At 61.5% G+C, this 23040-nt stretch carries 25 protein-coding genes; 17 read left to right on the plus strand and 8 right to left on the minus strand.

What is annotated here, in order from left to right; translation table 11 throughout:
* Window positions 1-248: 248 nt before the first annotated feature.
* Window positions 249-608, minus strand: coding sequence for a putative quinol monooxygenase (locus tag CR105_RS18290; RefSeq protein WP_099790813.1), 360 nt, complete (start codon window positions 606-608; stop codon window positions 249-251).
* The gene (locus CR105_RS18295; RefSeq protein ID WP_229413999.1) at window positions 601-783 is read right to left on the minus strand and encodes a tautomerase family protein; all 183 of its coding nucleotides are present in this window, start codon (window positions 781-783) and stop codon (window positions 601-603) included. Before CR105_RS18295 ends, CR105_RS18290 begins: the two co-directional genes overlap by 8 nt.
* A 122-nt stretch (window positions 784-905) precedes the next feature.
* Between CR105_RS18295 and CR105_RS18300 the strand changes: the two genes are divergently transcribed.
* The 5 genes from CR105_RS18300 (at window position 906) to CR105_RS18320 (ending at window position 7226) form a co-directional block, all read left to right on the plus strand.
* A complete protein-coding gene (locus CR105_RS18300) occupies window positions 906-1814 on the plus strand; it encodes a LysR family transcriptional regulator (RefSeq protein WP_099790815.1) in 909 nt (302 codons plus the stop codon).
* A gap of 48 nt (window positions 1815-1862) precedes the next feature.
* Complete coding sequence (locus tag CR105_RS18305) at window positions 1863-2867, plus strand: AraC family transcriptional regulator (RefSeq protein WP_099790817.1); 1005 nt, start codon at window positions 1863-1865, stop codon at window positions 2865-2867.
* A gap of 214 nt (window positions 2868-3081) precedes the next feature.
* A complete protein-coding gene (locus CR105_RS18310) occupies window positions 3082-4803 on the plus strand; it encodes a GMC family oxidoreductase (protein WP_099790819.1) in 1722 nt (573 codons plus the stop codon).
* Window positions 4804-4827: 24 nt separating this feature from the next.
* Window positions 4828-6279, plus strand: a complete 1452-nt coding sequence (locus CR105_RS18315; RefSeq protein WP_099790821.1) for an aldehyde dehydrogenase — start codon at window positions 4828-4830, stop codon at window positions 6277-6279.
* A 29-nt stretch (window positions 6280-6308) separates the two neighbouring features.
* A complete protein-coding gene (locus tag CR105_RS18320; RefSeq protein WP_218968721.1) occupies window positions 6309-7226 on the plus strand; it encodes a SphA family protein in 918 nt (305 codons plus the stop codon).
* Between the two features lie 25 nt (window positions 7227-7251).
* Here CR105_RS18320 and CR105_RS18325 read toward each other — a convergent pair whose 3' ends face one another.
* From CR105_RS18325 to CR105_RS18335, 3 genes are read right to left on the minus strand one after another with little or no spacing between them, the layout of a single operon-like run.
* Complete coding sequence (locus CR105_RS18325) at window positions 7252-8040, minus strand: fumarylacetoacetate hydrolase family protein (protein ID WP_099790823.1); 789 nt, start codon at window positions 8038-8040, stop codon at window positions 7252-7254.
* A gap of 52 nt (window positions 8041-8092) precedes the next feature.
* The gene (locus tag CR105_RS18330; protein ID WP_099790825.1) at window positions 8093-8704 is read right to left on the minus strand and encodes a nitroreductase family protein; all 612 of its coding nucleotides are present in this window, start codon (window positions 8702-8704) and stop codon (window positions 8093-8095) included.
* 39 nt (window positions 8705-8743) lie between these two features.
* Window positions 8744-9745: an alpha/beta fold hydrolase gene (locus CR105_RS18335; RefSeq protein ID WP_099790827.1), complete on the minus strand. Its 1002-nt coding sequence runs from the start codon at window positions 9743-9745 to the stop codon at window positions 8744-8746.
* Window positions 9746-9914: 169 nt separating this feature from the next.
* On the opposite strand from CR105_RS18335, the gene CR105_RS18340 reads away from it, so the two are divergent.
* On the plus strand, window positions 9915-10814 hold the full coding sequence (locus CR105_RS18340) for a LysR family transcriptional regulator (protein ID WP_099790829.1): 900 nt from the start codon (window positions 9915-9917) through the stop codon (window positions 10812-10814).
* Here CR105_RS18340 and CR105_RS18345 read toward each other — a convergent pair.
* Entirely contained in the window at window positions 10811-11695 is an 885-nt protein-coding gene (locus tag CR105_RS18345) for a LysR family transcriptional regulator (RefSeq protein ID WP_180288234.1), read from the minus strand. The genes CR105_RS18340 and CR105_RS18345 overlap by 4 nt on opposite strands.
* Before the next feature lie 102 nt (window positions 11696-11797).
* Here CR105_RS18345 and CR105_RS18350 point away from each other — a divergent pair, with 102 nt between their 5' ends.
* From CR105_RS18350 to CR105_RS18365, 4 genes are all read left to right on the plus strand, one after another.
* Window positions 11798-12583, plus strand: coding sequence for a dioxygenase family protein (locus tag CR105_RS18350; RefSeq protein ID WP_099790833.1), 786 nt, complete (start codon window positions 11798-11800; stop codon window positions 12581-12583).
* Window positions 12584-12596: 13 nt separating this feature from the next.
* Complete coding sequence (locus tag CR105_RS18355; RefSeq protein ID WP_099790835.1) at window positions 12597-13301, plus strand: alpha/beta hydrolase; 705 nt, start codon at window positions 12597-12599, stop codon at window positions 13299-13301.
* Between the two features lie 19 nt (window positions 13302-13320).
* Window positions 13321-13746 carry a DoxX family protein gene (locus tag CR105_RS18360; RefSeq protein ID WP_099790837.1) on the plus strand — a complete coding sequence of 142 codons (426 nt, stop codon included), beginning with the start codon at window positions 13321-13323 and terminating at the stop codon, window positions 13744-13746.
* A 67-nt stretch (window positions 13747-13813) separates the two neighbouring features.
* Window positions 13814-14803 (plus strand): zinc-binding alcohol dehydrogenase family protein, encoded by a 990-nt coding sequence (locus CR105_RS18365; RefSeq protein WP_229414001.1) that lies wholly within the window; start codon window positions 13814-13816, stop codon window positions 14801-14803.
* Between the two features lie 24 nt (window positions 14804-14827).
* Here CR105_RS18365 and CR105_RS18370 read toward each other — a convergent pair whose 3' ends face one another.
* The gene (locus CR105_RS18370) at window positions 14828-15934 is read right to left on the minus strand and encodes an S-(hydroxymethyl)glutathione dehydrogenase/class III alcohol dehydrogenase (RefSeq protein WP_099790839.1); all 1107 of its coding nucleotides are present in this window, start codon (window positions 15932-15934) and stop codon (window positions 14828-14830) included.
* Between the two features lie 148 nt (window positions 15935-16082).
* On the opposite strand from CR105_RS18370, the gene CR105_RS18375 reads away from it, so the two are divergent.
* Complete coding sequence (locus CR105_RS18375; protein WP_099790841.1) at window positions 16083-17102, plus strand: GlxA family transcriptional regulator; 1020 nt, start codon at window positions 16083-16085, stop codon at window positions 17100-17102.
* A gap of 76 nt (window positions 17103-17178) precedes the next feature.
* Here the strand turns inward: CR105_RS18375 and CR105_RS18380 are convergent, their stop codons facing one another.
* The gene (locus CR105_RS18380) at window positions 17179-18102 is read right to left on the minus strand and encodes a LysR family transcriptional regulator (protein ID WP_099791036.1); all 924 of its coding nucleotides are present in this window, start codon (window positions 18100-18102) and stop codon (window positions 17179-17181) included.
* 112 nt (window positions 18103-18214) lie between these two features.
* Between CR105_RS18380 and CR105_RS18385 the strand changes: the two genes are divergently transcribed.
* Genes CR105_RS18385 through CR105_RS18410 form a run of 6 tightly spaced genes read left to right on the plus strand, consistent with a single transcriptional unit; the run spans window position 18215 to window position 23017 of the window.
* The gene (locus tag CR105_RS18385) at window positions 18215-19201 is read left to right on the plus strand and encodes a 2Fe-2S iron-sulfur cluster-binding protein (protein WP_099790843.1); all 987 of its coding nucleotides are present in this window, start codon (window positions 18215-18217) and stop codon (window positions 19199-19201) included.
* 20 nt (window positions 19202-19221) lie between these two features.
* Window positions 19222-20247 (plus strand): gentisate 1,2-dioxygenase, encoded by a 1026-nt coding sequence (gtdA, locus tag CR105_RS18390; protein WP_099790845.1) that lies wholly within the window; start codon window positions 19222-19224, stop codon window positions 20245-20247.
* Window positions 20248-20263: 16 nt separating this feature from the next.
* The gene (locus CR105_RS18395) at window positions 20264-20962 is read left to right on the plus strand and encodes a fumarylacetoacetate hydrolase family protein (protein ID WP_099791038.1); all 699 of its coding nucleotides are present in this window, start codon (window positions 20264-20266) and stop codon (window positions 20960-20962) included.
* A gap of 1 nt (window position 20963) precedes the next feature.
* Window positions 20964-22217 (plus strand): aromatic ring-hydroxylating dioxygenase subunit alpha, encoded by a 1254-nt coding sequence (locus tag CR105_RS18400; protein ID WP_099790847.1) that lies wholly within the window; start codon window positions 20964-20966, stop codon window positions 22215-22217.
* The gene (locus CR105_RS18405; protein ID WP_099790849.1) at window positions 22214-22693 is read left to right on the plus strand and encodes an aromatic-ring-hydroxylating dioxygenase subunit beta; all 480 of its coding nucleotides are present in this window, start codon (window positions 22214-22216) and stop codon (window positions 22691-22693) included. Before CR105_RS18400 ends, CR105_RS18405 begins: the two co-directional genes overlap by 4 nt.
* A gap of 9 nt (window positions 22694-22702) precedes the next feature.
* Window positions 22703-23017 carry a non-heme iron oxygenase ferredoxin subunit gene (locus tag CR105_RS18410; protein WP_099790851.1) on the plus strand — a complete coding sequence of 105 codons (315 nt, stop codon included), beginning with the start codon at window positions 22703-22705 and terminating at the stop codon, window positions 23015-23017.
* The last annotated feature ends 23 nt before the right edge of the window (window positions 23018-23040 follow it).

A 23040-nucleotide genomic window follows, 5' to 3' on the forward strand; every position in this document is an offset into this window, starting at 1 on the left:
CCAGTGTCCGTCGTCCACCTCAATCCGGAAAAGACCATCAGTGATGGCGCCCGAGTAGAGGAAACCGTGCTGCAAAAGAAAGCAGCATAACGACTATATTAGGCGACAACTAGCTTGACGGCCACCGCCAGCGTGATCGAGTGTTCACTGTCAATGTGAGCGGTTGTCACCTGATAACGACGATATAGAACGACTTTTGAATCGCTTGCGGCATCCTGAAACCAGACTGAAAAAACGTTCTGGTCACGCTAGTGACGCGTGAAGCCGTCGAACAAGGTCATATAGGTTGCGTTAAATGTGTCAAGCGCCGCGCGCGCCTTGGCGTTTGGTTCACCATAGACAACCAGCGACCTCACCGTCACCATGGAATGGAATCGGTCGGCGTAGCCAGCGAAGTTTTGTTCCACATGCACTACAAACGCCTCGGAATCCCGATAGCGTTCGTAGATATGCACTGAACGCTTGTCTTCAGTGACCGCGTACTGGTACGCCAACGTGCCCGGTTCTTTTAGAGTCGATGCGACGATATCTGCCACGAGGCTTTTGAATTCGTCGAATTTTCCTGGCTTGACGTCCAGTGTAAACAGCCAGAACGGCTCGTCACCCATACAGCTTGCCTGCGCCTGCCCAGTCGGATGGCTTGACGTCTTCGAACACGACATAAATGTAGCTCGCATCGGTGCCGGTATGCTTGACGATGCTTTCGGTGATTTCGGCGGCCACTGCTTGTTTGGCGATGGCGTCCTTACCTTCAAACCAAGTAACTCTTACGACAGGCATCATATTCTCCAGGTGAGTAAAAAACATAGCTTAAGGTAGGAGCGGAAGAAGATAAACAGGCCGGGACTCGCCATAGCGTCAACTTTATGTCTACAATTAAGGTCTTTTCTGGCCACGGAACACAAATGGTTGCGTTCGAGCCGCTCAGCGGCATCGTCACTTTCGTTGCGGTAGCGCGGGCGGAAAGCTTTACCCAGGCCGGAGAACAGCTGGGCGTCTCCAAGTCCGCCGTCGGCAAGGCCGTCGCACGACTGGAAGAGCGGCTGGGCGTGAAGCTGTTTCATCGCACGACCCGGCGGCTGTCGCTGACCGCCGATGGCGAAGCCTACTTCGCGGTGTGCGCCCGCGCGCTGGAAGGGATCTCGGAGGCGGAGGGCAGCCTCGGCGCGCGCTTGGCGGTACCGTCCGGGCGGCTGCGCATCGACATGCCGGCGGCGTTCGGGCGCAAAGTGATGTTGCCCATTTTGCTCGACATCGGCACGGCGTTCCCGGCCTTGCAGATGACATTGACCTTTAGCGACAACGTGATCGATCTCGTGGAGGAGGGCGTCGATCTGGCGATCCGCTTCGGCACGCTGGAGGACTCGAGCGACCTCATGGCGCGCAAGCTGACAAGCCACCGCTGGGTGATCTGCGCGACCCCCGAATATTTGCGCCAGCATGGCACGCCACTTTCACCAGTCGACATTGCCGGACACCGCTGCATCGTCGGCTACCGGCGCGGCCGTCCGCTTGCATGGCATATCGAAGTGGACGGACAGGCCGCTCGGTTTGCACCACCGCCGACCTATCAGATCGGCGACGGCGAGGCGATGGTCGATGCAGCGCTGGCTGGCATCGGCCTTTGCCAAATGCCGCTCGCCCTGTTGCGTCAATACATCGATTCAGGCAAGCTGGTGACGGTGCTCGATGTTCGTACGCAACGGTCGATCGACGTCCATGCAGTGTGGCCGCGTACGGCCCATCTGCGACCAAAGGTGCGTCATGTCGTCGATACACTTGTGAAGCTGGCCAAGCAAGGGCGTTTGGATTAAGAGAATAATGCGGCATCGTATCGCATTGATACTGGGGGAGACAGCGACATGGTTGAGAGCGAAGCTGGTTTAAGATTGTCCGATCAGTTTACGAAAGTGAACACCTGCGATCTCGCAGAAGCCAGTCCAGCCATCGAGCAGCTGCAGGGACACTTTTTTGCGCGCCCGCGGGCAGGCATTGTGTCCAGCGTCGAGCCGGTGTACGTCCGCGCTGCCTCGTGCGGCCATGTGGCCGTATCCACCTTCAAGTTCGGCAGGACGGTGGACATCGAGCCGCAGGGGCTGGCAGGTGCCTTGCTCGTGACCACGGCGATCGCCGGCCGAGCCGGGGTAGCCTTGCGCGGCGGTACACACGGCATAGACACTGGCGCGACCTTCGTTTCTCACGAAGAGGATGCGCCAACGTTTCTCTACGGTGTCGACACGGAGGTATTGAAGCTGCGTTTTGACCGTCGTCGGTTTGAAGAGTTTGCCTTCAAGGTCCACGATCAGGCGCCCGCGGGGCCGTTGAGGTTCGACTATCTGATGTCTCGGCCAGATGCCGGCGCCCGGTGGACGTCGTTGCTGCGCTTCGTCGTCGCGACGCTCAACACCTCGGCCGCGTGCACTCCGTCGTCGATGGAACTGGCCAGCATGGAAGAATTGCTGATGCTGACACTGCTGAGCATTCAGCCGAGCAATTACCATGCCGACCCGGTGAGCCGGATCAGCAAAGTATCGCCGCGCCAGTTCAGGCAGGCGGTGGAATACATCAATGACCACCTTGAATCCGATCTTCGGCTCACCGACATCGCGGACGCTGCAGCGTGCAGCATCCGCTCGCTGACGCGCGCCTTTCACCAGGCCAGCGACACGACGCCGATGCAGTATGTGCATGGATTGAGGTTGCAGCGCGTCAAAGCCGACTTGGCGCTTTCAACGCTTCAGCAAAAGACGATCGCTGACATCGCTTATCACTGGGGCTTCCGGCACCTTGGCGAATTCAATCGGAAATATCGAGAGGCCTTCGGCGAAACGCCGTCCCAGACGCGTCAGCGTAAGGCGCTGTCCTGATCAGATAGCCGCCGGCATTGGCCGCTGCCAAAATTCTGGCATTTATCCGTCAGCGGTGGCCGCAACCCGTAAGACGAGAACATTTTCTCCACCTATTCTTTGGTTCGAACGGACCCAGCTATTGCCCCATCAGAGGGCAGCACGGTCCGATTCGAAGTGCCCGCCGGCAGATCCCTGTCCGGCGAACGGTACTTCGTGACAACCGGAGGAGACGATGTCTATCAAGGATCACCGCCAAGCAGCGCTGGAGGCGAGTTTCATCACAGGGCGCATCGACCGACGCGACTTTTTGCGATTCATGGGCGCAGCCGGCCTGTTCGGAGCAGGCGTGCCGGCATTGGCCGACCAGCTCGACGCGATCCGGGCCAATCAGGCCGAACGCGCCAAGACGCTGCTCGCTGCCTACGACTATATTGTTTGCGGATCGGGCAGTGCCGGTTGCGCAATCGTCAACCGCCTGGCAGCTGACGCCAGCGTCAGCATCCTACTGGTCGAGGCCGGCGACTGGGACACCGCTCCGTCGGTCGCCGATCCGCGCGTGTGGTTCACCAACCTGGGTACGCCGCGCGACTGGGGCGACGTGGCCGAGCGCTCTATCCACGTCAACAACCGGGCCATTCCAGAACACATGGGCCGGGTTGTCGGCGGCGGTAGCAGCATCAATGCAACGATCTGGTCGCGGCCGTTCAAGAAGGATCTCGATTACTGGGTCACGGCAACCGGTGACCAGGCCTGGGGCTACGAACATGCGCTGGCGATCTACCGGCGGGTGGAAGACTGGCGCGGCAAGCCCGACGCACGTTATCGTGGACAGGGCGGGCCGGTTTGGTGCCAGCCGGCGCACGATCCGGCACCCATCGCCCCTGCCATGCTGCAGGCGTGCGCCGCTCTCGGCCTGCCGGTTTTCGATGACCTGAATGGCGTGCGCGAGGAACGTGATGCGGGCTTCGCACTGATGAACCAGATCATCAAAGAGGGGCAGCGGCACAGCATGGCGCAAGCCTACCTGTATCCCGTGCTTGGACAGAAAAACGTCACGCTGCTGGTCAACACGCATGTCGACCGACTCAGCCTGTCTGGCAATGAAGTGGTCGGCGGCGAGCTCGTCCGCGATGGCCAGCCATTCAGGGTCAGGGCGAATCGGGAAGTCATCCTTTCGACCGGCGCCATCAATACCCCCAAGCTGCTCATGCTCAGTGGCATCGGCGACCAGCAGGAACTCAAACGCCACGGTATCAAGACCGTCGTGCATTCGCCGGAGGTGGGCAAGAACTTTCAGGACCACATACTGCATGGCGCCTGTTTATGGGAGTCCAACCTGCCGGGCGATTTGCGCAACAGCGGCGCCGAAGCATCCGGCTTCATGCACAGCAGGCGCGGCAGGACTGGTCCGCCGGACCTCAACCTGGTGCAGATCGAGCTGCCGTATGCCAGCGAGGTGGTGGCGAAACGCTACAGCCCGCCGGCGAACAGCTGGGCGCTGTGCGCTGGACTGGTCCAGCCAAAAAGCAGGGGGCACATCGCGCTGCGCTCGGCCAAGGCATCCGACCGGCCGCTGGTGCATGCCAACTTCCTGAGCCACCCGGACGACGTCAAGGCGCTAGCGGTGGGCATCGAGATGTGCCGCGACATCGGCAACGCCGCGCCACTGCGTCAGCTATCGAAACGCGAAGTCGCCCCTGGCAAGAAGCTCAGCGGCCAGGAAATGACTGATTTCATCCGTAACGGCGCCACCACCTACTTCCACGAGAGCGGCACCTGCCGGATGGGCAAGGACGACCGGGCTGTCGTCGACAGCAAACTACGCGTTAATGGCATCAAGCGGCTGCGCATCGCGGACAGTTCCATCATGCCGCGCATCGTGTCGGTGGCGACCATGGCGACGTGCGTGCTGATCGGCGAACGCATGGCTGAAATTTTGAAGACAGAAACCTGATACGTACACTTAACGGAGACAAGCATGGAAACCAAACTCATTATCGACAACGAACATGTTGCCGCTGTCGGCGGCGCCACCTACGCAAGGGTCAGCCCGACATCAGGCAAGACCGTCACGGTCGCTGCCGCTGCAACGGTCGAAGATGCCGTCAAGGCGGTAGATTCGGCTGCGATGGCGTTCAAGACCTGGTCGCTGACCGGCCCGACCGAGCGGCGCCGCATCCTGCTGAAAGCGGCGGACGTGCTGGAATCGAAAGCGCCTGAATTCATCAGCGTGATGGCGCAAGAAGTCGGCGCTTCTGAATTGTGGAGCGGATTTAACGTCATGTTGGCGGCCAACCTGTTCCGCGAAGCGGCCTCGCTGGTGACGCAGATTCAGGGCGAAACCATCCCCACAGACAAGCCGGGCGCACTGTCGATGACGGTGCGCCAGCCTGTCGGTGTGGTGCTCAGCATCGTGCCCTGGAATGGCCCGGTGGTATTGGCGGCGCGCGCGATCGCCTATCCGCTCGCCTGCGGGAACACAGTCGTGTTCCGCGCATCGGAAGCGAGTCCCCGTACCCACCTGATGGTCGCTGAAGCGTTGGTGGAGGCAGGTTTGCCAGCTGGCGCGCTCAACTTTCTGACCAATGCGCCGGCCGACGCCCCCGAAATCATCGATGCGTTGATCGCCCACCCGGCGGTACGGCGGATCAACTTCACCGGCTCCACCAAGGTTGGACGCATCATCGCGCAAAAAGCGGCGACCCAGCTGAAACGCTGTTTGCTGGAGTTGGGCGGCAAGGCGCCGCTCGTCGTGCTCGACGATGCCAATATCGACGAAGCGGTCAAGGCTGCGGTTTTCGGTTCCTTCCTTTACCAGGGCCAGATCTGCATGTCGACCGAACGCCTGGTCGTCGATTCAGCCGTTGCCGATGCATTCGTGGCGAAGTATGTCGCCCGCGCCAGGGAGCTGCCCGCAGGCGACCCCGCAACGACCGCAGGCTGCGTGATCGGGCCGATGGTCAGCGCGGACAACGGCGCTCGCCTCAATACGCTGATCGACGACGCCGTCAGCAAGGGCGCGCTGCTCGTTTGTGGGGGCCACGCCGACGGCGCCGTGATGCCTGCGACGATACTGGACCACGTCACTCCCGCCATGCGCATTTATGACGAGGAGACCTTCGGACCCATCACGACGGTGGTGCGGGTGTCAGGCGTGGAAGAGGCGATCCGGGTGGCCAACGACACCGCCTATGGCTTGTCGTCGAGCGTGTTCGGCCGCGACGTGCAGCGTGCGTTCGCAGTGGCGTTGCGCATCGATGCCGGCTGCGTGCATGTAAACGGCGCGACCGTGCAGAACGAAGCCCAAGCTCCGTACGGAGGGACCAAGCACAGCGGCTATGGCAAGTTTGACGGGCGCGCGGTGATCGACGAGTTCACCGACCTCAAGTGGATCACCATTGAACCGGAAGTTCAGCAGTACCCGTTCTGATAAATACAATAAAAATTGGAGACAATGGAATGAAAAACAGCAAGCGAACGAACGCGGTGCGCCACGCGACCGCAGCGGCGATGCTCGGGCTGGTCCTCTGCGCCCCTGCCGCCGCCACCGAGGGCGGAGGCAGCATCTACCCGAATGGCGTCGAAAACTTTTTGGTCGGCGCAATGCCACCGCCAGGCTTTTATCCGCTGGTGTACGCCACCAGCTATCGGGCCACGGAATTGCGCGACGGCCGCGGCAACGACATCGCTTCTGCGGTGGGCGGTTTTCGCGTCCACGTTGCCGGGGTGATTCCGCGCTTCATCTGGGTCACGGGCCAGAAGCTGCTCGGCGGGCAACTGGCCGTGCACGCGATCGTTCCAGTGCTGAACGTGGATGTGCAGGTCGGCGCCAATCGCGGCCGCAATACTGGCATCGGCGACCTGAACCTGGCGGCGGCGCTTGGCTATCACGTGTCGCCCAAGCTGCACTATGTGTTGGCGCTCGAAGCCAATGCGCCCACGGGCCAATATGATCGCAACGATGTCGCCAGCATCGGCCGCAACCACTGGAATATCGAGCCGCTGGTGGCCGTTTCCTATATCCAGGAAAAGGGATTGAACGCGGACATCAAGCTCATGTATGACTACAATTTCCGCAACAAGGACACCGGCTACCAATCCGGTCAGGAAGCGCATGCCGACTACGCGCTGGGATGGGGGCTGGGCAATGGCTTTGTCGCCGGCGTCAGCGGATATGTGTATCGGCAGGTAACTGACGACAAGCTCGCTGACCGTACGGTAGAAGGCAACCGCGGCCGCGCCTTTGCGATCGGGCCGTCGGTGCGCTATAAGACCGCACAGGGATGGATGATTACTGCAAAATACGAACGTCAGTACGATGTGCGCAACCGGGCCTCGGGCGCGGCGTTCTGGATCAAGACCATCGTTCCGCTGTAGTCTCCCCCCGCGGTCACCGGGGCGGTCAGGTGAATTGCATCGATACAGTACCGAGCCACTGGTACTCGACGCTGATCTGGTCGCCCGCCGCGACCTGTATCGCTTCAGTGGCGCCGCCGCTAAGTATCAGCACACCAGCGGGTATTGCCCGGCCGCGTTGGCCGAGCATGTTGGCCAGCATCGCAACGCTTGCGGCCGGGTGTCCCAGTACGTCGGCCCCGGTCGCTGTTGCTGTCACCACGCCGTTTTTGCGCAGCACCATGCCGATACTTTGCAAGTCGCGTCCGGTGGCGGCGTGGCGAACGCTGCCGGTGACATAGCCTGCGGCCGAGGTGTTATCGGCGATAACGCTTGCGACGTCGAATTTGAAATGCTCGTATCGCGAATCGATGATTTCCACGGCGGCCACCACGTAAGCGGTAGCGGCCAACACCTCGTCAACGTCACAACCCGGACCTTGCAGGGGACGGCTCAGCACGAAGCCGATTTCGGCCTCTACCTTCGGATGAATGAACCGGGCGGTTGGGATAGCTGCGCCGCTCTGGTATTCGTGCTCGCCATTGAGGAAGCCGTAGATCGGCTCCTTGACGCCCATCTGGGCAATTTTAGCGCCTGACGTCAGCCCCATTTTCAGGCCAGCGACCGGCGATCCGCGCGCCGCCTTGGCCGCACGGATTGCATCCTGGATGGCGTAGGCCTCGTCCAGGTCCATGCCCGGATGGTCGTCGGTGATTTTTGCCACGGCTGTGGCGGTGAGCTCCGCCCGCTCCAGGCGCTCCGCGAGCATGGCGATGGTATAAAGTGAAAGGTTCATTGCTATCCTCATGAATGCATGCTTGTGGATGGCCGCCGCCGCAAGATCCTCATCAGGCGAACGTCAATACATCGCCGACCGGCTTGCGCGGTTTCTTCGGCCAATTTGCTGGTCCCGGGTAGCCTACCGTCACCATCATCACCGGTACATCCGTCGCTTTCAGCCGAAACGCATCGGCCACGGCCGCCGGATTGAATCCGATCATCGGGCACGACACCAGGCCCTTTTCCTGCGCCGCCAGCATCAGCGTCATGGCCGCCAGTGCGCCGGAGCGGATGGCCTCGTCTCGCTGCGTGGTTTCGCTTGCGCCGTACATATTCTGGGCTGCGCCTACCCATCCGTTATAGGTTGCCTCGTCAATGATGCCGGCGTCGCGGGTAGGTGCCAGTGCTGCCGGCAGCGTCAGATGCTCCTCCAGCGTGCCGCAGATGATAAATGTGACGGCCGCTTCGATGATCTTGGGCTGGCCGAACGCCAATGGCAGCAAGCGTGCCTTGCCCTCGGCGCTACGCACCGCGATGAAGCGCCAGTTTTGCAGATTGAAGGCGGAGGGCGCCTGGGTGGCCAGTTCGATCAGTTCGTCAATCTCGGCTTCGGAAATCTGACGGGATGGATCGTAGCTGCTGGCGGACGTGCGGGCCTTGATTGATGCTGAAACGGACATGGAATCTCCAGAAGTAAGTCGTGATAAGTGATGTTGGATTTATTTGGGCTTTGCGAGGAACGCGTCGAGCTCGGCCGTAAACTTGAGCGGATTCTTGAACGCTAGAAAATGGTCGCCTTGTTCGTTTGCCGCGTAGACGTGCAGAACGCTGTTCGGAATCGCCGAGTGGATCCAGCGCTGGGCGGCAAGCGAGTCGCTGTAAACCCCGGTGAAGATCGCCGTCGGTACATTGATGCGCTTGCTGATGATGTCGCGCCAATCGTTGGTGACATGGTCGAACATGACGCGCTTCAGGGCCTCGATATCATTCTTCACGAACGCTTGCGCGAACGATTCCGAATTTTGGTAGTAGGGGGAGTCCATCAGCGTTGCGCGTTGAAACGCCTGGCTGTCGACGACCATCTTGTTGGGCGCCTTCGGCGACGTGAACGAATCGATCATGCGCTCGGCGTCGCTGGTGATCGCGCCGGCCTCCAGCCGTTCCTTCTCGGTCCAGTCGGCATGGCTGTAGATCGACGGCGGTTCGTCGATGAAGGCGACCTTGCCGATCCCCTTGGTGCCGTAAAGGTCGATATAGCTCCACAGCACCGATGCGCCCATCGACCAGCCCACATAGTCCGCCTTCTTGATGCCAAGATGGTCGCCGAACTCTTTCAGGTCGGTGGCGAAACGCGAGATGCGGTTGCCGTAGTCGACATGCTGCGACAGGCCCTGGTTGCGTGGGTCGAGCACATACACGTGGTATCGCTTGCTGAGCAAGTACATCACGTTGAGGTATTGCGCGCCGTTGGCCGACCAGCCAGGAATAAAGATCAGCGGCTTGCCTGTGCCGGCTTCCCAGTAGGCGAGCTTGACGCCGTCGTTGGTGCTGAAGTGATTGATCTGCAGGTCCTTGAAATCGGACAGCTTCGACGGCAGCCCCACGATCGCGTTGGGGAACGTGAAATCTTTGCCTAATACGGTCTGCGCGGGAGCGGCTGCCGCAGTGGCGCAAGCAAGCAGGAGGGCGACGCCGCCAAGGGCGAGACGGATGGGTTTCATGATCTTTGCTCCAGGAGTCGATGGGATAGGTTGATGGATCGCCGGCACATCCTGATGAGCGCGTTCGATCTCGGCAGGCGCACCCGAAGTCGCCAAGCCTCACTATGAACTGCAAACGGCTCAGGATAAATATCGATTAAAATGTATCACTTGAAATAGGGCGTTTCCAATGGATCGATTACTGAGCATGAGCGTGTTCGCCAAAGCGGTGGAAATGGGGTCCTTTTCCGCCGCGGCGGAGGTGTTCAGGATGTCGCCGCAGCTCGTCGGCAAACATGTGCGCATGCTGGAGCAGCATCTTGGAGTCCAGCTGCTTAACCGCACCACGCGCAGACAGCACCTGACTGAGATCGGCGCCAGCTATTATGAAAAGGTGAAGATCATCCTCGCAGAAGTCGACTCTGCCGAAGGCCTCGCCGCCGATTCCCGGGTCACGCCGAGTGGGCTTTTGCGGATCAATGCGCCTGTCACCTTCGGCATCCACGCCTTGATGCCACGCCTGACCGAATACATGGCGGCTTTCCCGGAGGTGCAGGTAGAGGTGGCGCTGACGAATCGCTATATCGATGCCCTGGAAGAGGGAGCCGATGCGGTATTTCGCGTCGGCGTACTGGACGACAGCAGCCGCATTGCCCGCCGCCTGGCGCCCTACCGGCTGATACTGTGCGCAGCACCGTCGTACCTCGAGGCGCACGCCAAGATCCACAAGCCGATGGACCTGGCGAGTCACACCTGCCTCGGCTTTGCCTATACGGAGCTGCGCACGCATTGGACCTTTGACGGACCGGGCGGGCTGGTGACGGTGCCAGTGGCGGGCCGGCTGATGGTCGACAGCGGTGAGGCATTGCTGGTCGCCGCGCGCGCCGGCGCGGGAGTGCTGTTGCAGCCCGCCGAGCTGATCGAGCCGGAGATCGCGGCCGGCAGGCTGGTGAGGATACTGCCGAAACATGCGGCGCCGGCAAGGCCGCTGCATCTGCTGTATGCCCCCGACCGCCAGATGACGCCCAAGCTGCGCAGCTTTGTCGATTTTGTGGTCGCGACCTTTGGTGCCGCCAGGTCAAACAGCTAGACCGCGAGCGCGGCGACGATAAAATCGACGAAGGTCCGTACCTTGGCTGACAGGTGTTTGCGGCTGGGGTAGACGGCGTACACACCGAGTTCAGCCGACTGCCAGTCCGGCAGCAAACGCACCAGCCTGCCAGCATCTATGTCGTCGCCGACGATAAAGTGGGGCTGGAAGACAATTCCGGCGCCGCTTTGCGCCGCGAGCCGAATGATGTCGCCGTTGTCGGCCCGTATTGGACCGGAAATGGCGACAGTTACCGCGCCGTCGGGGCCTTCCATCCGCCATTCGGCGCCGCTGCCGGTGAGGGTGTAGCCCAGGCACGCGTGCCCGGTCAGCTCCGCCGGTGTTTGCGGTGCGCCGTGCCGGGCCAGGTACGCGGGCGCGGCGCAGACTATGCTATGCACGCCGCCGATTTTTCGCGCGATCAGGTCTGACTGCGGCATCGCGCCGATGCGGATCGCCAGGTCGAAGCCTTCGTCGACCAGGTCGATCTTGCGGTCGCTAAGCGAAATATCCAGTTGCACTTGCGGGTAGGCCTGGGTATATGCGCCGATGATGGCCGCCAGCCGATGCTGCCCATACGACAGCGGTATCGTCAGTCGGAGCACGCCTTGCGGGGTGCTCGTCATCTGGCCGGCAATCTGTTCGGCCTCTTCGACATCGGTGATGATCTGGGCGCTGCGCTCGTAAAATGCGCGGCCGGTTTCGGTCACGCTGAGCCGGCGCGTGGTGCGGTTCATCAGGCGCGTACCCAGATGCTCTTCCAGCTTCTGAATCTGTTTCGATACCATCGCGCGCGAGATGTCGAGCTTGCTGGCAGCCGCAGCGAAGCTTCCCCCTTCGACGACGGCTACATACATTTTCATTGATCCGAACAGATCCATGGTGCCATTGTCAAGTAAAAGGAAATAGTTTAGTCCCTCAGCGCGTCTTTATCAACGATTTAAATCTATATACCATGGTTGCATCTTCACAGGAGGTGCAACATGTCCCCGTTACCAACCATCTTTGTATCGCACGGATCACCCATGCTGGCGCTGCAGGATAGTCCTGCGCGGCGCTTCTTGCAGGGCCTGGGGCAGAGCTTGCCCCGACCAAAAGCGATCGTCGTCATCTCCGCCCACTGGGAAACCTCGGGCAGCCCAGCCGTGTCCCTTGCCGCTCAGCCGGAAACGATTCATGACTTCGGTGGATTTCCGCAGGCACTGTTCGATATTCGCTACCCGGCTGCCGGGGCGCCAGAACTGGCCGAGCGAGCGGCGTCGCTGTTCGAAGCAGCCGGTATCGCCGTTGGGCGCAACGCGCAACGCGGCCTGGACCACGGCGCCTGGGTACCGCTCAGCCTGATGTATCCGGATGCCGATGTGCCGGTATTGCAAATCTCGCTGGTGCGAGGCGCCGATCCATCTGCTCACGAAAAGCTCGGCCGCGCCTTGTCGCAGTTGCGGCACGAGGGCGTGCTGGTGATCGGTTCCGGATCGCTGACCCATAACTTGTCCGAGTTCCGCGGCCAGCAGGTCGACGCGCCCGCGCCTCATTGGGTGCTCGAATTTGAACTCTGGATGCGTGAGCAGCTGGAGGCAAGTGACGGCGCGGCCCTGCTGGACTATCGCAAGAGGGCGCCGTCAGCTGTTAAGAATCATCCAACCGAGGAGCATCTGTTGCCGCTGTTTGTGGCGATGGGCGCCGCTGGCGCTGGGGCGAAGGCGCAGCTGCTGCATTCAAGTGTCGAGCACGGCGTGCTGGCAATGGACGCGTACGCATTCAACTAACGAAAGGACTGACATGACTGGCACTTTGAATGACACACGGATCGAACCCGTGTCCGGACTGGTTTATCGGATCCAAACCGCCCCAACAGGGCAGGGCAAGGCGCCGTGCCTGATTTTGCTACACGGCGTGGGCGCCAACGAGGCCGGTTTCATTGACCTGGCGCGGCAGATGCATCCGCAGCTGGCGGTGGTGCTGGTGAGGGGCCCGCTGGAGTTCGGCCCGATGCAATTCGGCTGGTTTCAGGTGAGCTTTACGCAAGACGGCCCGTCGATCAACGCCGCGCAGGCCGAGCTTTCCCGCTCCAAGCTGCTCCGTTTTATCGAGCAACTGCCGAACGAACACGACATCGACCCGGCGCGGATCTGGATTGCCGGCTTCAGCCAGGGCGGCATCATGAGCGCCAGCGTCGGGCTCACGGCGCCAGCCGACGTCGCCGGGTTCGGTATCCTGAGCGGGCGCATCTTGCCGGAAGTGATGCCGTTGGTGCAGGCGGGACCGGCGCTGGGCAAGGTCCGCGCGTTCGTCAGTCACGGCGTGCAGGACCAGAAGCTGGGGATTCATTTTGCCCGGCATGCCAAGGAGGTGCTCGATCGCTTCGGTGTGCCGTTGCAGTACCAGGAGTACCAGGCCGGCCATTCGCTGGACATGGCGATGACAGGCGATTTCAAACAATGGCTGGGCGGCCAACTGGACCAGTCCGACGCTTCCCATACTTAATTCAACAGAAAGAACAATCATGCAAACCAATACGACGATCCATACCAATACCGACGATGCGGGCAAGCTTGTCTTGCGTGCAGCACTGGCAATCATTTTGCTATTCCATGGCTACGCAAAGCTCACCGGCGGCATCGGCTTCGTGGGCGACATGCTGGCCAAGGCGGGTGCCCCGGCGGCGCTGGGCTACCTGGTCTACGTGGGAGAGGTGATCGCACCGCTGATGATCCTGGCCGGTATATTCACCCGTCCTGCCGCGCTGGTGGTGGCCATCAATATGCTTGTGGCAGTGCTGCTTGTACATACCAGCCAGTTCTTCACTATTAACGAGACGGGCGGCTGGGCGCTTGAACTGCAGGGCATGTTTTTTATCGCTGCTGTTACGGTTGCACTGCTCGGAGCTGGCCGCTACAGCCTTGGCGGCGCGAATGGCCGCTACAATTGAAGGTGGTTGCGCGCCTGCAGATTCTCGCGTTGCTCAAGCAAGACCCCGACTTCTACGGACAGGAAAAATGATGGCAATTGCGACGACGATGAAGGCGGCGGTCATCCATGCCGCTGGCGGACCGGAGGCACTGAAGATTGAGGACCGGCCCGTTCCTGTGCCGCAGCGGGGCGAGCTGCTGATCCGTGTCGCGGCGTTCGGCCTGAACCGTTCTGAGCTTTTCACGCGGCAGGGCCATTCGCCGAACGTCCTCTTTCCTCGCATCCTGGGAATAGAGGCCGTCGGTACGGTCGCGGCGGCGCCAGGCGGCGAATTCGCGCCGGGACAGATGGTCGCGACAGTGATGGGTGGCATGGGCCGCGCATTCGACGGCAGCTATGCCGAATATACGTGCGTACCCGCGGGGCAGGTGCGGGCGGTACGCACTGACTTGCCATGGGAAATACTCGGTGCGCTGCCGGAAATGCTTCAGACCGTTTGGGGGGCATTGTTTCGTGGACTGCGCCTCCAGCCTGGCGAGCGGCTGCTGATCCGGGGAGGCACTACCTCGATCGGGCTTGCCGCGGCGGCCATCGCGCGGGCGCACGGTGTGCAGGTCGGCGCAACCTCGCGACATTCCTCGAGCGAGGCGCTAGTACGGGCGAGCGGCGCCGATCACTTCTTCCTCGACGATGGCGCCGTTGCCGAAACGGTTCGAGGGGCGTGGAAGGGCGGCGCCGACAAGGTGCTCGAGCTGATTGGCACGACGACGCTGGCAGACTCGCTGGCGGCGGTACAGGAACCGGGCATCGTCTGCATGGCGGGCATGGTCGGTGACCGCTGGTCGTTTGCACAATTCGCGCCGATGGATGTCATCCCGACCGGCGTGTCGCTGACGACCTATTCAGGCGGCGTCGCCGATTTCCTTGCGATGCCATTGCAGGAGCTAATCGACCAGGTAGCGGATGGGCGGCTGCCGGTAGCAGCCGCCCGTGTTTTCAAGCTGGACGACATTGTCGATGCGCATCGGCTGATGGAATCGAATCAGGCCGGAGGCAAGATTGTTGTCGTCTGCTGAACGATTGCGACGCATCGGGTATCCTCAATAAAGGACGACCGACCGAATCGATTCACCACTGTTCATCAGGTCGAAACCTTCGTTGATGCGCTCAAGCGGCAGACGGTGCGTGATCAGGTCGTCAATGTTGAGCTTACCCTCCATATACCAGTCGACGATCTTCGGCACGTCGGTGCGACCACGGGCGCCGCCGAAGGCCGAACCGCGCCACTCGCGGCCGGTGACAAGCTGGAACGGACGGGTCGAGATTTCCTCGCCGGCGGCGGCGACGCCGATGATGAAAGATTTACCCCAGCCCTTGTGGGTACACTCGAGCGCCTGGCGCATGGTCGTCGTGTTGCCGATGCACTCGAACGAGTAGTCGGCGCCGCCGTCGGTGATCTGCACGATGGCGTCGACGACATTGTCGACTTCCTTCGGATTGATGAAGTGCGTCATGCCGAATTTGCGCGCCATCTGCTGGCGAGCCGGATTGATGTCGACGCCGATGATCTTGTCGGCGCCGACCATCCTGGCCGCCTGAATGACGTTCAGTCCGATGCCGCCAAGTCCGAATACGACCACGTTGGCGCCGGCTTCAACCTTGGCCGAAAACAGCACCGCGCCGACCCCGGTGGTCACGCCGCAACCGATGTAGCACACCTTGTCGAACGGTGCGTCCTCGCGGATTTTCGCCAGGGCGATTTCCGGCACCACGATGTAGTTCGAGAACGTTGACGTGCCCATGTAGTGGAACAGCGGCTTGCCGTTCAGTGAGAACCGGCTGGTGGCATCGGGCATCAGGCCGCGGCCTTGCGTGCTGCGGATTTTTTGGCACAGATTCGTCTTCTGCGAGAGGCAATATTTACACTCACGACATTCCGGTGTGTACAGAGGAATGACGTGGTCATCTTTCTTCAAGGTCTTCACGCCCGGGCCGACGTCGACGACGATGCCGGCTCCTTCGTGGCCCAGGATCGCGGGGAAAATGCCTTCAGGGTCCGCACCCGACAGCGTGTAGTAATCGGTGTGGCAGATACCGGTGGCCTTGAGTTCGATCAGGACCTCGCCTTCGCGCGGGCCCTGCAGATCGACTTCTTCGATCGTCAATGGCTTGCCAGCCTGCCATGCAACAGCTGCTTTGGTTTTCATATTTTCCTTGCTATGAACCGGGGGTGAATTACAGACCACGATTATGCCGGGGAGCATGTCGAGCAAGGCGCAGCTCGCCCGCGAATGGCAGGAATTGGTGGCACAATGACCGGAATTTCGGGATACTACAAGGTAGAAGCGCCTCCACATGAACAGCACAGTTTTAACTACCACAATCACCCTCGACATGGTTGTGTACCCGGGATTCAAAGCGCTGGAGGCGATCGGGCCGATGTCGGTATTCGAGTATGCCAACTTGCATTTGCAGCGTCGTGGCCGGCCTGCTGGATACGACGTGCGCATCGCATCCATCGATCTGGGCCTGGTGCCATCGGACACGTTGATGTCGCTGGAAGCGACCAAAGTATTGAGCTCACTGGCGCTGCCCGATAGCGCCATCATCGTCGGCGCCCGGCATATCCAGGCGGCGCTGGCGGACGGCGCCGCCATTGTCGACTGGGTCGCACAAGTGAGTCCACGCATCACGCGCCTGGCCGCTCTGTGTTCGGGTGCGTTTTTCCTTGCTGCCGCCGGAGTCCTTGATGGTAAGCGCGCCACCACGCATTGGAGCGTCGCCGACCGCCTGCAGGCCGACTTTCCTTCGGTGCTGGTCGATGCTGACGCCATTTTCCTGCGTGCCGATAACCTATGGACGTCGGCCGGTGTCACCGCCGGCATCGACCTCGCGTTGGCGATGGTGGAAGACGATTTCGGGCGCGACCTGGCCCTGGAAGTGGCCACCGAAATGGTGGTGTACTTGAAGCGCCCGGGTGGGCAGTCGCAATTTAGCGCACACCTGCTGAGCGAGCGAACGGCGCGGCCAAATATTCGCGAGCTGCAGAACTGGATACTGGAAAACCTTCACGAACGATTCACCGTGGCGCAATTGGCGGAGAAGGCATTGATGAGCGAACGTCACTTTGCCCGCACGTTCCAGCAGGAGGTAGGAATGAGCACCCAGGAGTTCATCGAAGGATGTCGCTTCGAGCGGGCCACACAGTTGCTGGCAGACTTGGCGTTGTCGCTCAAGACCGTTGCAGCGCGCGCCTGCTTTAGCGATGAGGCTCACATGCGGCGCGTTTTCCTGAAAAAGCTGGGCATCCCACCGAGGATGTATCGGGAGCGCTTTGCCACAACCGGTGTCGGCGCAGCCGCGCACGTCGATTGAACCTGTCGTCGGCGACCGCGCCCGACATCCTGCGCACTCCAGAACAGCGACTCGTGATCCATGGTGCCGATTCACTTTATGCGGCGCTGATCACTCCACCGTCCGCGAACCGCTCGAAGATGAGGCGCCGCAGCCATTGATTGGCCGGCTCCTTGTTGAACCTCGCGTGCCAGAAAATGTTGATGCTCACTTCCGGCAACGACAAGGGATGCGTGACGTATTTCAAGCCAAACGGCTTCATGCAGGCCATGGCATACCGCTCCGGTACCGTCGCGATCATCGAGCTGGCCGACAAAATATGGCCGACCGCGACAAAGTGCGGAACGGTCAGGCATACCCGGCGGTTGATGCCCAGCCGTTCGATCGTTTGATCGACAATCGCATGCCCGGTGCCGCCGGAGACCACCACCACATGCTCGGCGCGCTCGAATTCTTCGACCGTGATGCTGGCTTTGTCGAGCTCGTGACCTTTCCGAAACATGCACACGTAGCGCTGGCGGAATAGTTTGCGCTGAAAGTAACCCGACTTCAACTGCGGCAGCAAGCCGATCGCCATGTCGATATGCCCCGCTTCCATCTCGTCCTGCAAATTAACGGCGGTGTTGCGCACGGTACTGATCGTCACGTCGGGCGCAACTTGGCGCAGCGCTGCCATCAGCGCCGGCAGGAAATATACCTCGCCAATGTCGGTCATGCCGATCTTGAACTTCCGGCTGCTGGTACCAGGATCGAAGCGCACCCCCTCATTGAGCGAATCGAAAATGGTCGATAGCGCGTAGCCGATCGGCTCGCCCAGCTGCGCCGCATATGGTGTCGGCTCCATGCCCTTCGCGGTCCGCACGGACAGTTCGTCGCCGAGCACGACCCGGAGCCGTTTCAGCGCATTGCTGACACCGGGCTGGGTCATCCCGAGCGTCTCGGCGACCTTCGACACCCTGCGCTCGGCCAGAAGCTGATGAAACACCAGCAGCAGGTTCAAATCGATATTTTTCAATTCCATGGCAAAAGTAGTATTGCGGTTCGTGATGTAGAACATTCGTGGAATGCTATTTATTTATATTACCCGACTTCCTATACTCGAACCACTTTCTCTTTTCGCAGCGGACGTCGTCATGGAACTTTTCGTACAACCTCTGGGCCGCAAGCTTCACGCGGAGCCGGGCGCCAACCTGCTGGCCACCCTGCGCGAACACCAGGTACCGATTTCCTACAGCTGTACAGCAGGCCGTTGCGGCACCTGCCGCTGCAAGGTGCTCAAGGGTGAGGTATTGGAGAACGGGCGCGAATCGAAGATCACCCATCCGGACGATGAGGGTTACGTGCTGGCCTGCATGAGCGTGCTGACTGGCGACTGCGTCATCGAAGTGCCTGATACGGACGAAATCGTCATTCATCCCGCCCGCATCATCAAGGCCACCGTCACGGCCGTCGACACGCTGACGCACGACATCCGCCGCCTGCGGCTGGCGCCGGCCAAGCCACTGGAATTTTCGTCCGGCCAGTACGCCAACCTGCAGTTCACGCCCGACCATATCCGCCCGTATTCAATGGCCAATGTGCCCGGCAGCGGTGAGCTCGAATTTCACGTGCGGCTGGTGCCAGGCGGCCGCGTCACCGGCTACATCGAACAGCAGCTGAAAGTGGGCGACGCGGTGCGTGTCAGCGGCCCGCTCGGCACCGCCTACCTGCGCGCGAAGCACACCGGACCGATGCTGTGCGTGGCCGGCGGCACGGGCCTGGCGCCAGTGCTGTCGATCGTGCGCGGCGCGCTCGCCCAGGGCATGGAGAATCCGATTCACGTCTATTTCGGCGTGCGCAGCCCGCAAGACGTTTATGGCCTCGAATGGCTCACCGACCTGCAGCAACGCCACGCGAATCTGCACGTGCACGTCGTCATCAGCAGCGGCAACGACGATCCGCTGGTGCGCTCCGGTCTCGTGACGGACGCCTTCAACGCCGACTGGGACGACCTGACTGGATGGCGCGCCTATCTGTGCGGCGCGCCGCCGATGGTCGAGTCGGCGGCCATGCTCGCCAAGAAAAAGGGCGTGCCGGCGCTGAACGTCCACGCCGACGCGTTTTACCCAAGCGGTATTTAAGAAGACAGGAGAACAAAGCGATGACCACCACTGCCCGCCAGGAGTTTTACCAGCGGATCGACCAGCAGCACATGACACCCTTGTGGGAAGTCCTCGGCGCGCTGGTGCCGAAAACCCCGACCTCGCCGCTGCAGGCGGCTCTGTGGCGCTACGCCGATGTGCGCGACCACGTGATGGAGGCAGGGCGCCTGATCACGGCGGCCGAGGCGGAACGCCGCGTGCTGATTCTCGAGAACCCGGCATTGCGCGGCAATTCGTCAATCACCCAGTCGCTGTACGCCGGCCTGCAGTTGATCATGCCAGGCGAAGTCGCGCCGGCTCACCGCCATGCGCAATCAGCGCTGCGCCTGGTGCTTGACGGCGAAGGCGCGTACACGGCAGTCGACGGCGAGCGCACCACGATGCGGCGCGGCGACTTCATCATCACGCCGGCCTGGACCTGGCACGATCACGGCAACCTGGGCGACCAGCCGGTGGTCTGGCTCGATGGACTCGATATCCCGACGGTGCGCTTCTTCGATGCAGGTTTCGCCGAGCACGGCGCGGCCGCGACGCAGGAAACAGCGCGTCCTGAAGGGGACGCGCTGGCCCGCTACGGCAACAACATGCTGCCGGTCGATTTTCAGCAGACCGCGTCGCAGCCGACCAAGGTGTTCGTCTACCCGTTCAGCAAAACGCGTGAGTCGCTGATGGGCATTGCCCGCGGCGCCATCGACGCCCACTTCGGCCACAAGCTGCGCTATGTCAATCCGGCCACCGGCGCCTCGCCGATGCCCACCATCGGCGCGTTTGCCCAGTACCTGCCGGCCGGCTTCGAGACCAAACAATACCGCGCCACCGACAGCACGGTTTACGTCTGTTTGGAGGGCAGCGGCAGCGCGGAAATCGGCGGCGTCAGCGTCGACTTCGCGCTCAACGATGTGTTCGTGGTGCCGTCCTGGCATCCGCTGCGCTTGCGCGCGGCGAGCGACTGCATTCTTTTCAGCTTTTCGGATCGGCCGATGCAGCAGGTGCTCGGCCTGTGGCGTGAAGAAAAAATGGCATAACCCAATGGAGACCAACATGAAATACGCAGTTCCCCCAGCACCCGTCTACACACTCGCAGTCGCCGGCAGCGACGAGCGCTTTCCCGTCAACCGCATCTTCTGCGTCGGCCGCAATTACGCCGCGCATGCGCGCGAGATGGGCCGCGATCCGGACCGCGAAAAGCCGTTCTTCTTCATGAAGCCGGCCAACGCCGCGGTGGCGGTCGACAACGCCGAAGTGACGATACCGTATCCGCCGAAGACGTCGAACTTCCACTTCGAGATCGAGCTGGTCGTGGCGATCACCAAGGGCGGCAAGAACATCCCGGTTGAACAGGCGCTGGAGCATGTATACGGCTACGCGGTCGGCCTCGACATGACGCGCCGCGACGTGCAGCTCGAAGCGCGCGACAAAGGGCGGCCGTGGGAATTCGGCAAATCGTTTTCGCAGTCGGCGCCGATTGGCCCGATCCATCCGGTGAGCGATGTCGGTCACCTGTCCGACGCGACCATCGCGCTGACTGTCAACGGCGAGCACCGCCAGTCGTCGAACATCTCGAAGCTGATCTGGTCGGTCGCTGAATCGATTGCCTACCTGTCCGAATACGAGACGCTGGAACCGGGCGACATCATCATGACCGGCACCCCGGAAGGCGTCAACGCGGTTGTTCCCGGCGACGTCATGCACGGTTCGGTGGCAGGCCTCACCGCCATCACCGTGCGCGTGGAGAGCTGACATGGCTGCCGTGTTCCCGATCAAGCCGGTCTGGGACCAGCCAGGGTCCAGCCGCATTCCGTTCTGGGCGTACACCGACGAGGCGCTGTACAAGCGCGAACTCGAGCGCCTGTTCTACCACGGCCACTGGTGCTACGTCGGCCTGGAAGCGGAAATCCCCAACCCGGGCGACTACAAGCGCTCGGTCATCGGCGAGCGATCCGTCATCCTGACGCGCGCCGCCGACGGCAGCATTAACGTGGTCGAAAACGTCTGCGCGCACCGCGGCATGCAGTTCTGCCGCGAGCGCCATGGCAACAAGACCGAGTTTGTCTGCCCCTACCACCAGTGGACCTACACGCTGACGGGCGACCTGCAGGGTGTGCCGTTCCGGCGCGGGGTCAAACAGGACGGCAAGATCAACGGCGGCATGCCGAAAGAATTCAACACCGCCGATCACGGTTTGACCAAGCTGAAGGTGGCCACCCGCGGCGGCGTGGTGTTCGCGTCGTTCGACCATGACATCGAGTCGCTCGAGGACTTCCTCGGGCCGGACATGACGGCGTATTTCGACCGCCTGTTCAACGGCCGCAAGCTGACCATCCTCGGCTACAACCGTCAGCGCATTCCGGGCAACTGGAAGCTGATGCAGGAGAACATCAAGGACCCTTATCATCCGGGCCTGCTGCATACCTGGTTCGTCACTTACGGGCTGTGGCGCGCCGATAACAAGTCGGAACTGAAGATGGATGCGCAGTACCGTCACGCGGCGATGATTTCGACGCGCGGACAGCAGGCGGCCAGCAAGGAAGTGACCGCCGGCGTGACGTCCTTCAAGGCCGGCATGGAGATCAACGACAAGCGCCTGCTCGACATCGTGCCGGAACCTTGGTGGAACGGCCCGACGGCGGTAATGATGACGGTGTTCCCGAGCGTGATCTTCCAGCAGCAGGTCAACAGCGTATCGACCCGCCACATCCAGCCCGACGGCGCCGGATCGTTCGACTTCGTCTGGACCCACTTCGGTTTCGAGGACGACACGCCGGAAATGACGGAACGCCGCCTGATCCAGGCGAACCTGTTCGGGCCCGCCGGCTTTGTCTCGGCCGACGACGGCGAGGTGATCGAGCTGTCGCAGATGGGCTTCGAGCAGAAGCCGAACCACCGCACGCTGGCCGAACTGGGTGGCTACGGCGTCGAAAACACCGACCACATGGTGACCGAAACGCTGATCCGCGGAATGTACAACTACTGGCGAAAGGTAATGGAGGTATGAACACGCTCGATTTCGATACCTGGATGGCGCTCAACCGACTGTATGCCGAGTACGCCGCGGCGGTCGACTCCAACGACTGGGACAAGTGGATCTCGCTGTTTGTCGAAGACTGCGACTACCGCGTCCAGCCGCGCGAGAACCATGAACGCGGTCTGCCGCTTGCCACGCTTGCCCTGATCAGCGGCGGCATGCTGCGCGACCGCGCCTACGGCATCAAGGAAACTTTGTTCCACGATCCGTACTACCAGCGCCACGTGACCGGCGCGCCGCTGGTCGAAACGGTGGCGGACGGCGTCATCGTCGCGCAGGCCAACTACGCGGTGTTCCGCACCAAGTTGAGCCAGGAGACGACGGTATTTAACGTCGGCCGCTACCTGGACCGGATTCGCATCACCCCCGACGGCCTGCGCTTCGAGCAACGCCACTGCATCTACGACAGCGAGATGATTCCGAACTCGCTGATCTACCCAATCTAGGAGAACACCATGGCAGAAAACTGGACCGACGTCAGCGCGCTGGCCGATGTGCCGGACGATGACGTCACCGCGGTGATGGTCGGCGGCGCCGAGCTGGCGCTGTATGGCGTCGACGGCACCGTCTTCGCGACCGACAACATCTGCACCCACGGCCACGCCCGCCTGTGCGACGGCTTCCTCGATGGCCACGAGATCGAGTGCCCCCTGCACCAGGGGAAATTCGACATCCGCAGCGGCCACGCGACGTGCCAGCCGGCCACTGATCCGCTGCGCATTTTCCCCGTCAAGATCGAAAACGGACGTGTCTTCGTCGATCTCGGCTAACTGTTTTTACCCACCAGGAGACA

Source organism: Massilia eurypsychrophila (assembly GCF_002760655.1).
GTDB lineage: Bacteria > Pseudomonadota > Gammaproteobacteria > Burkholderiales > Burkholderiaceae_D > JAFCUW01.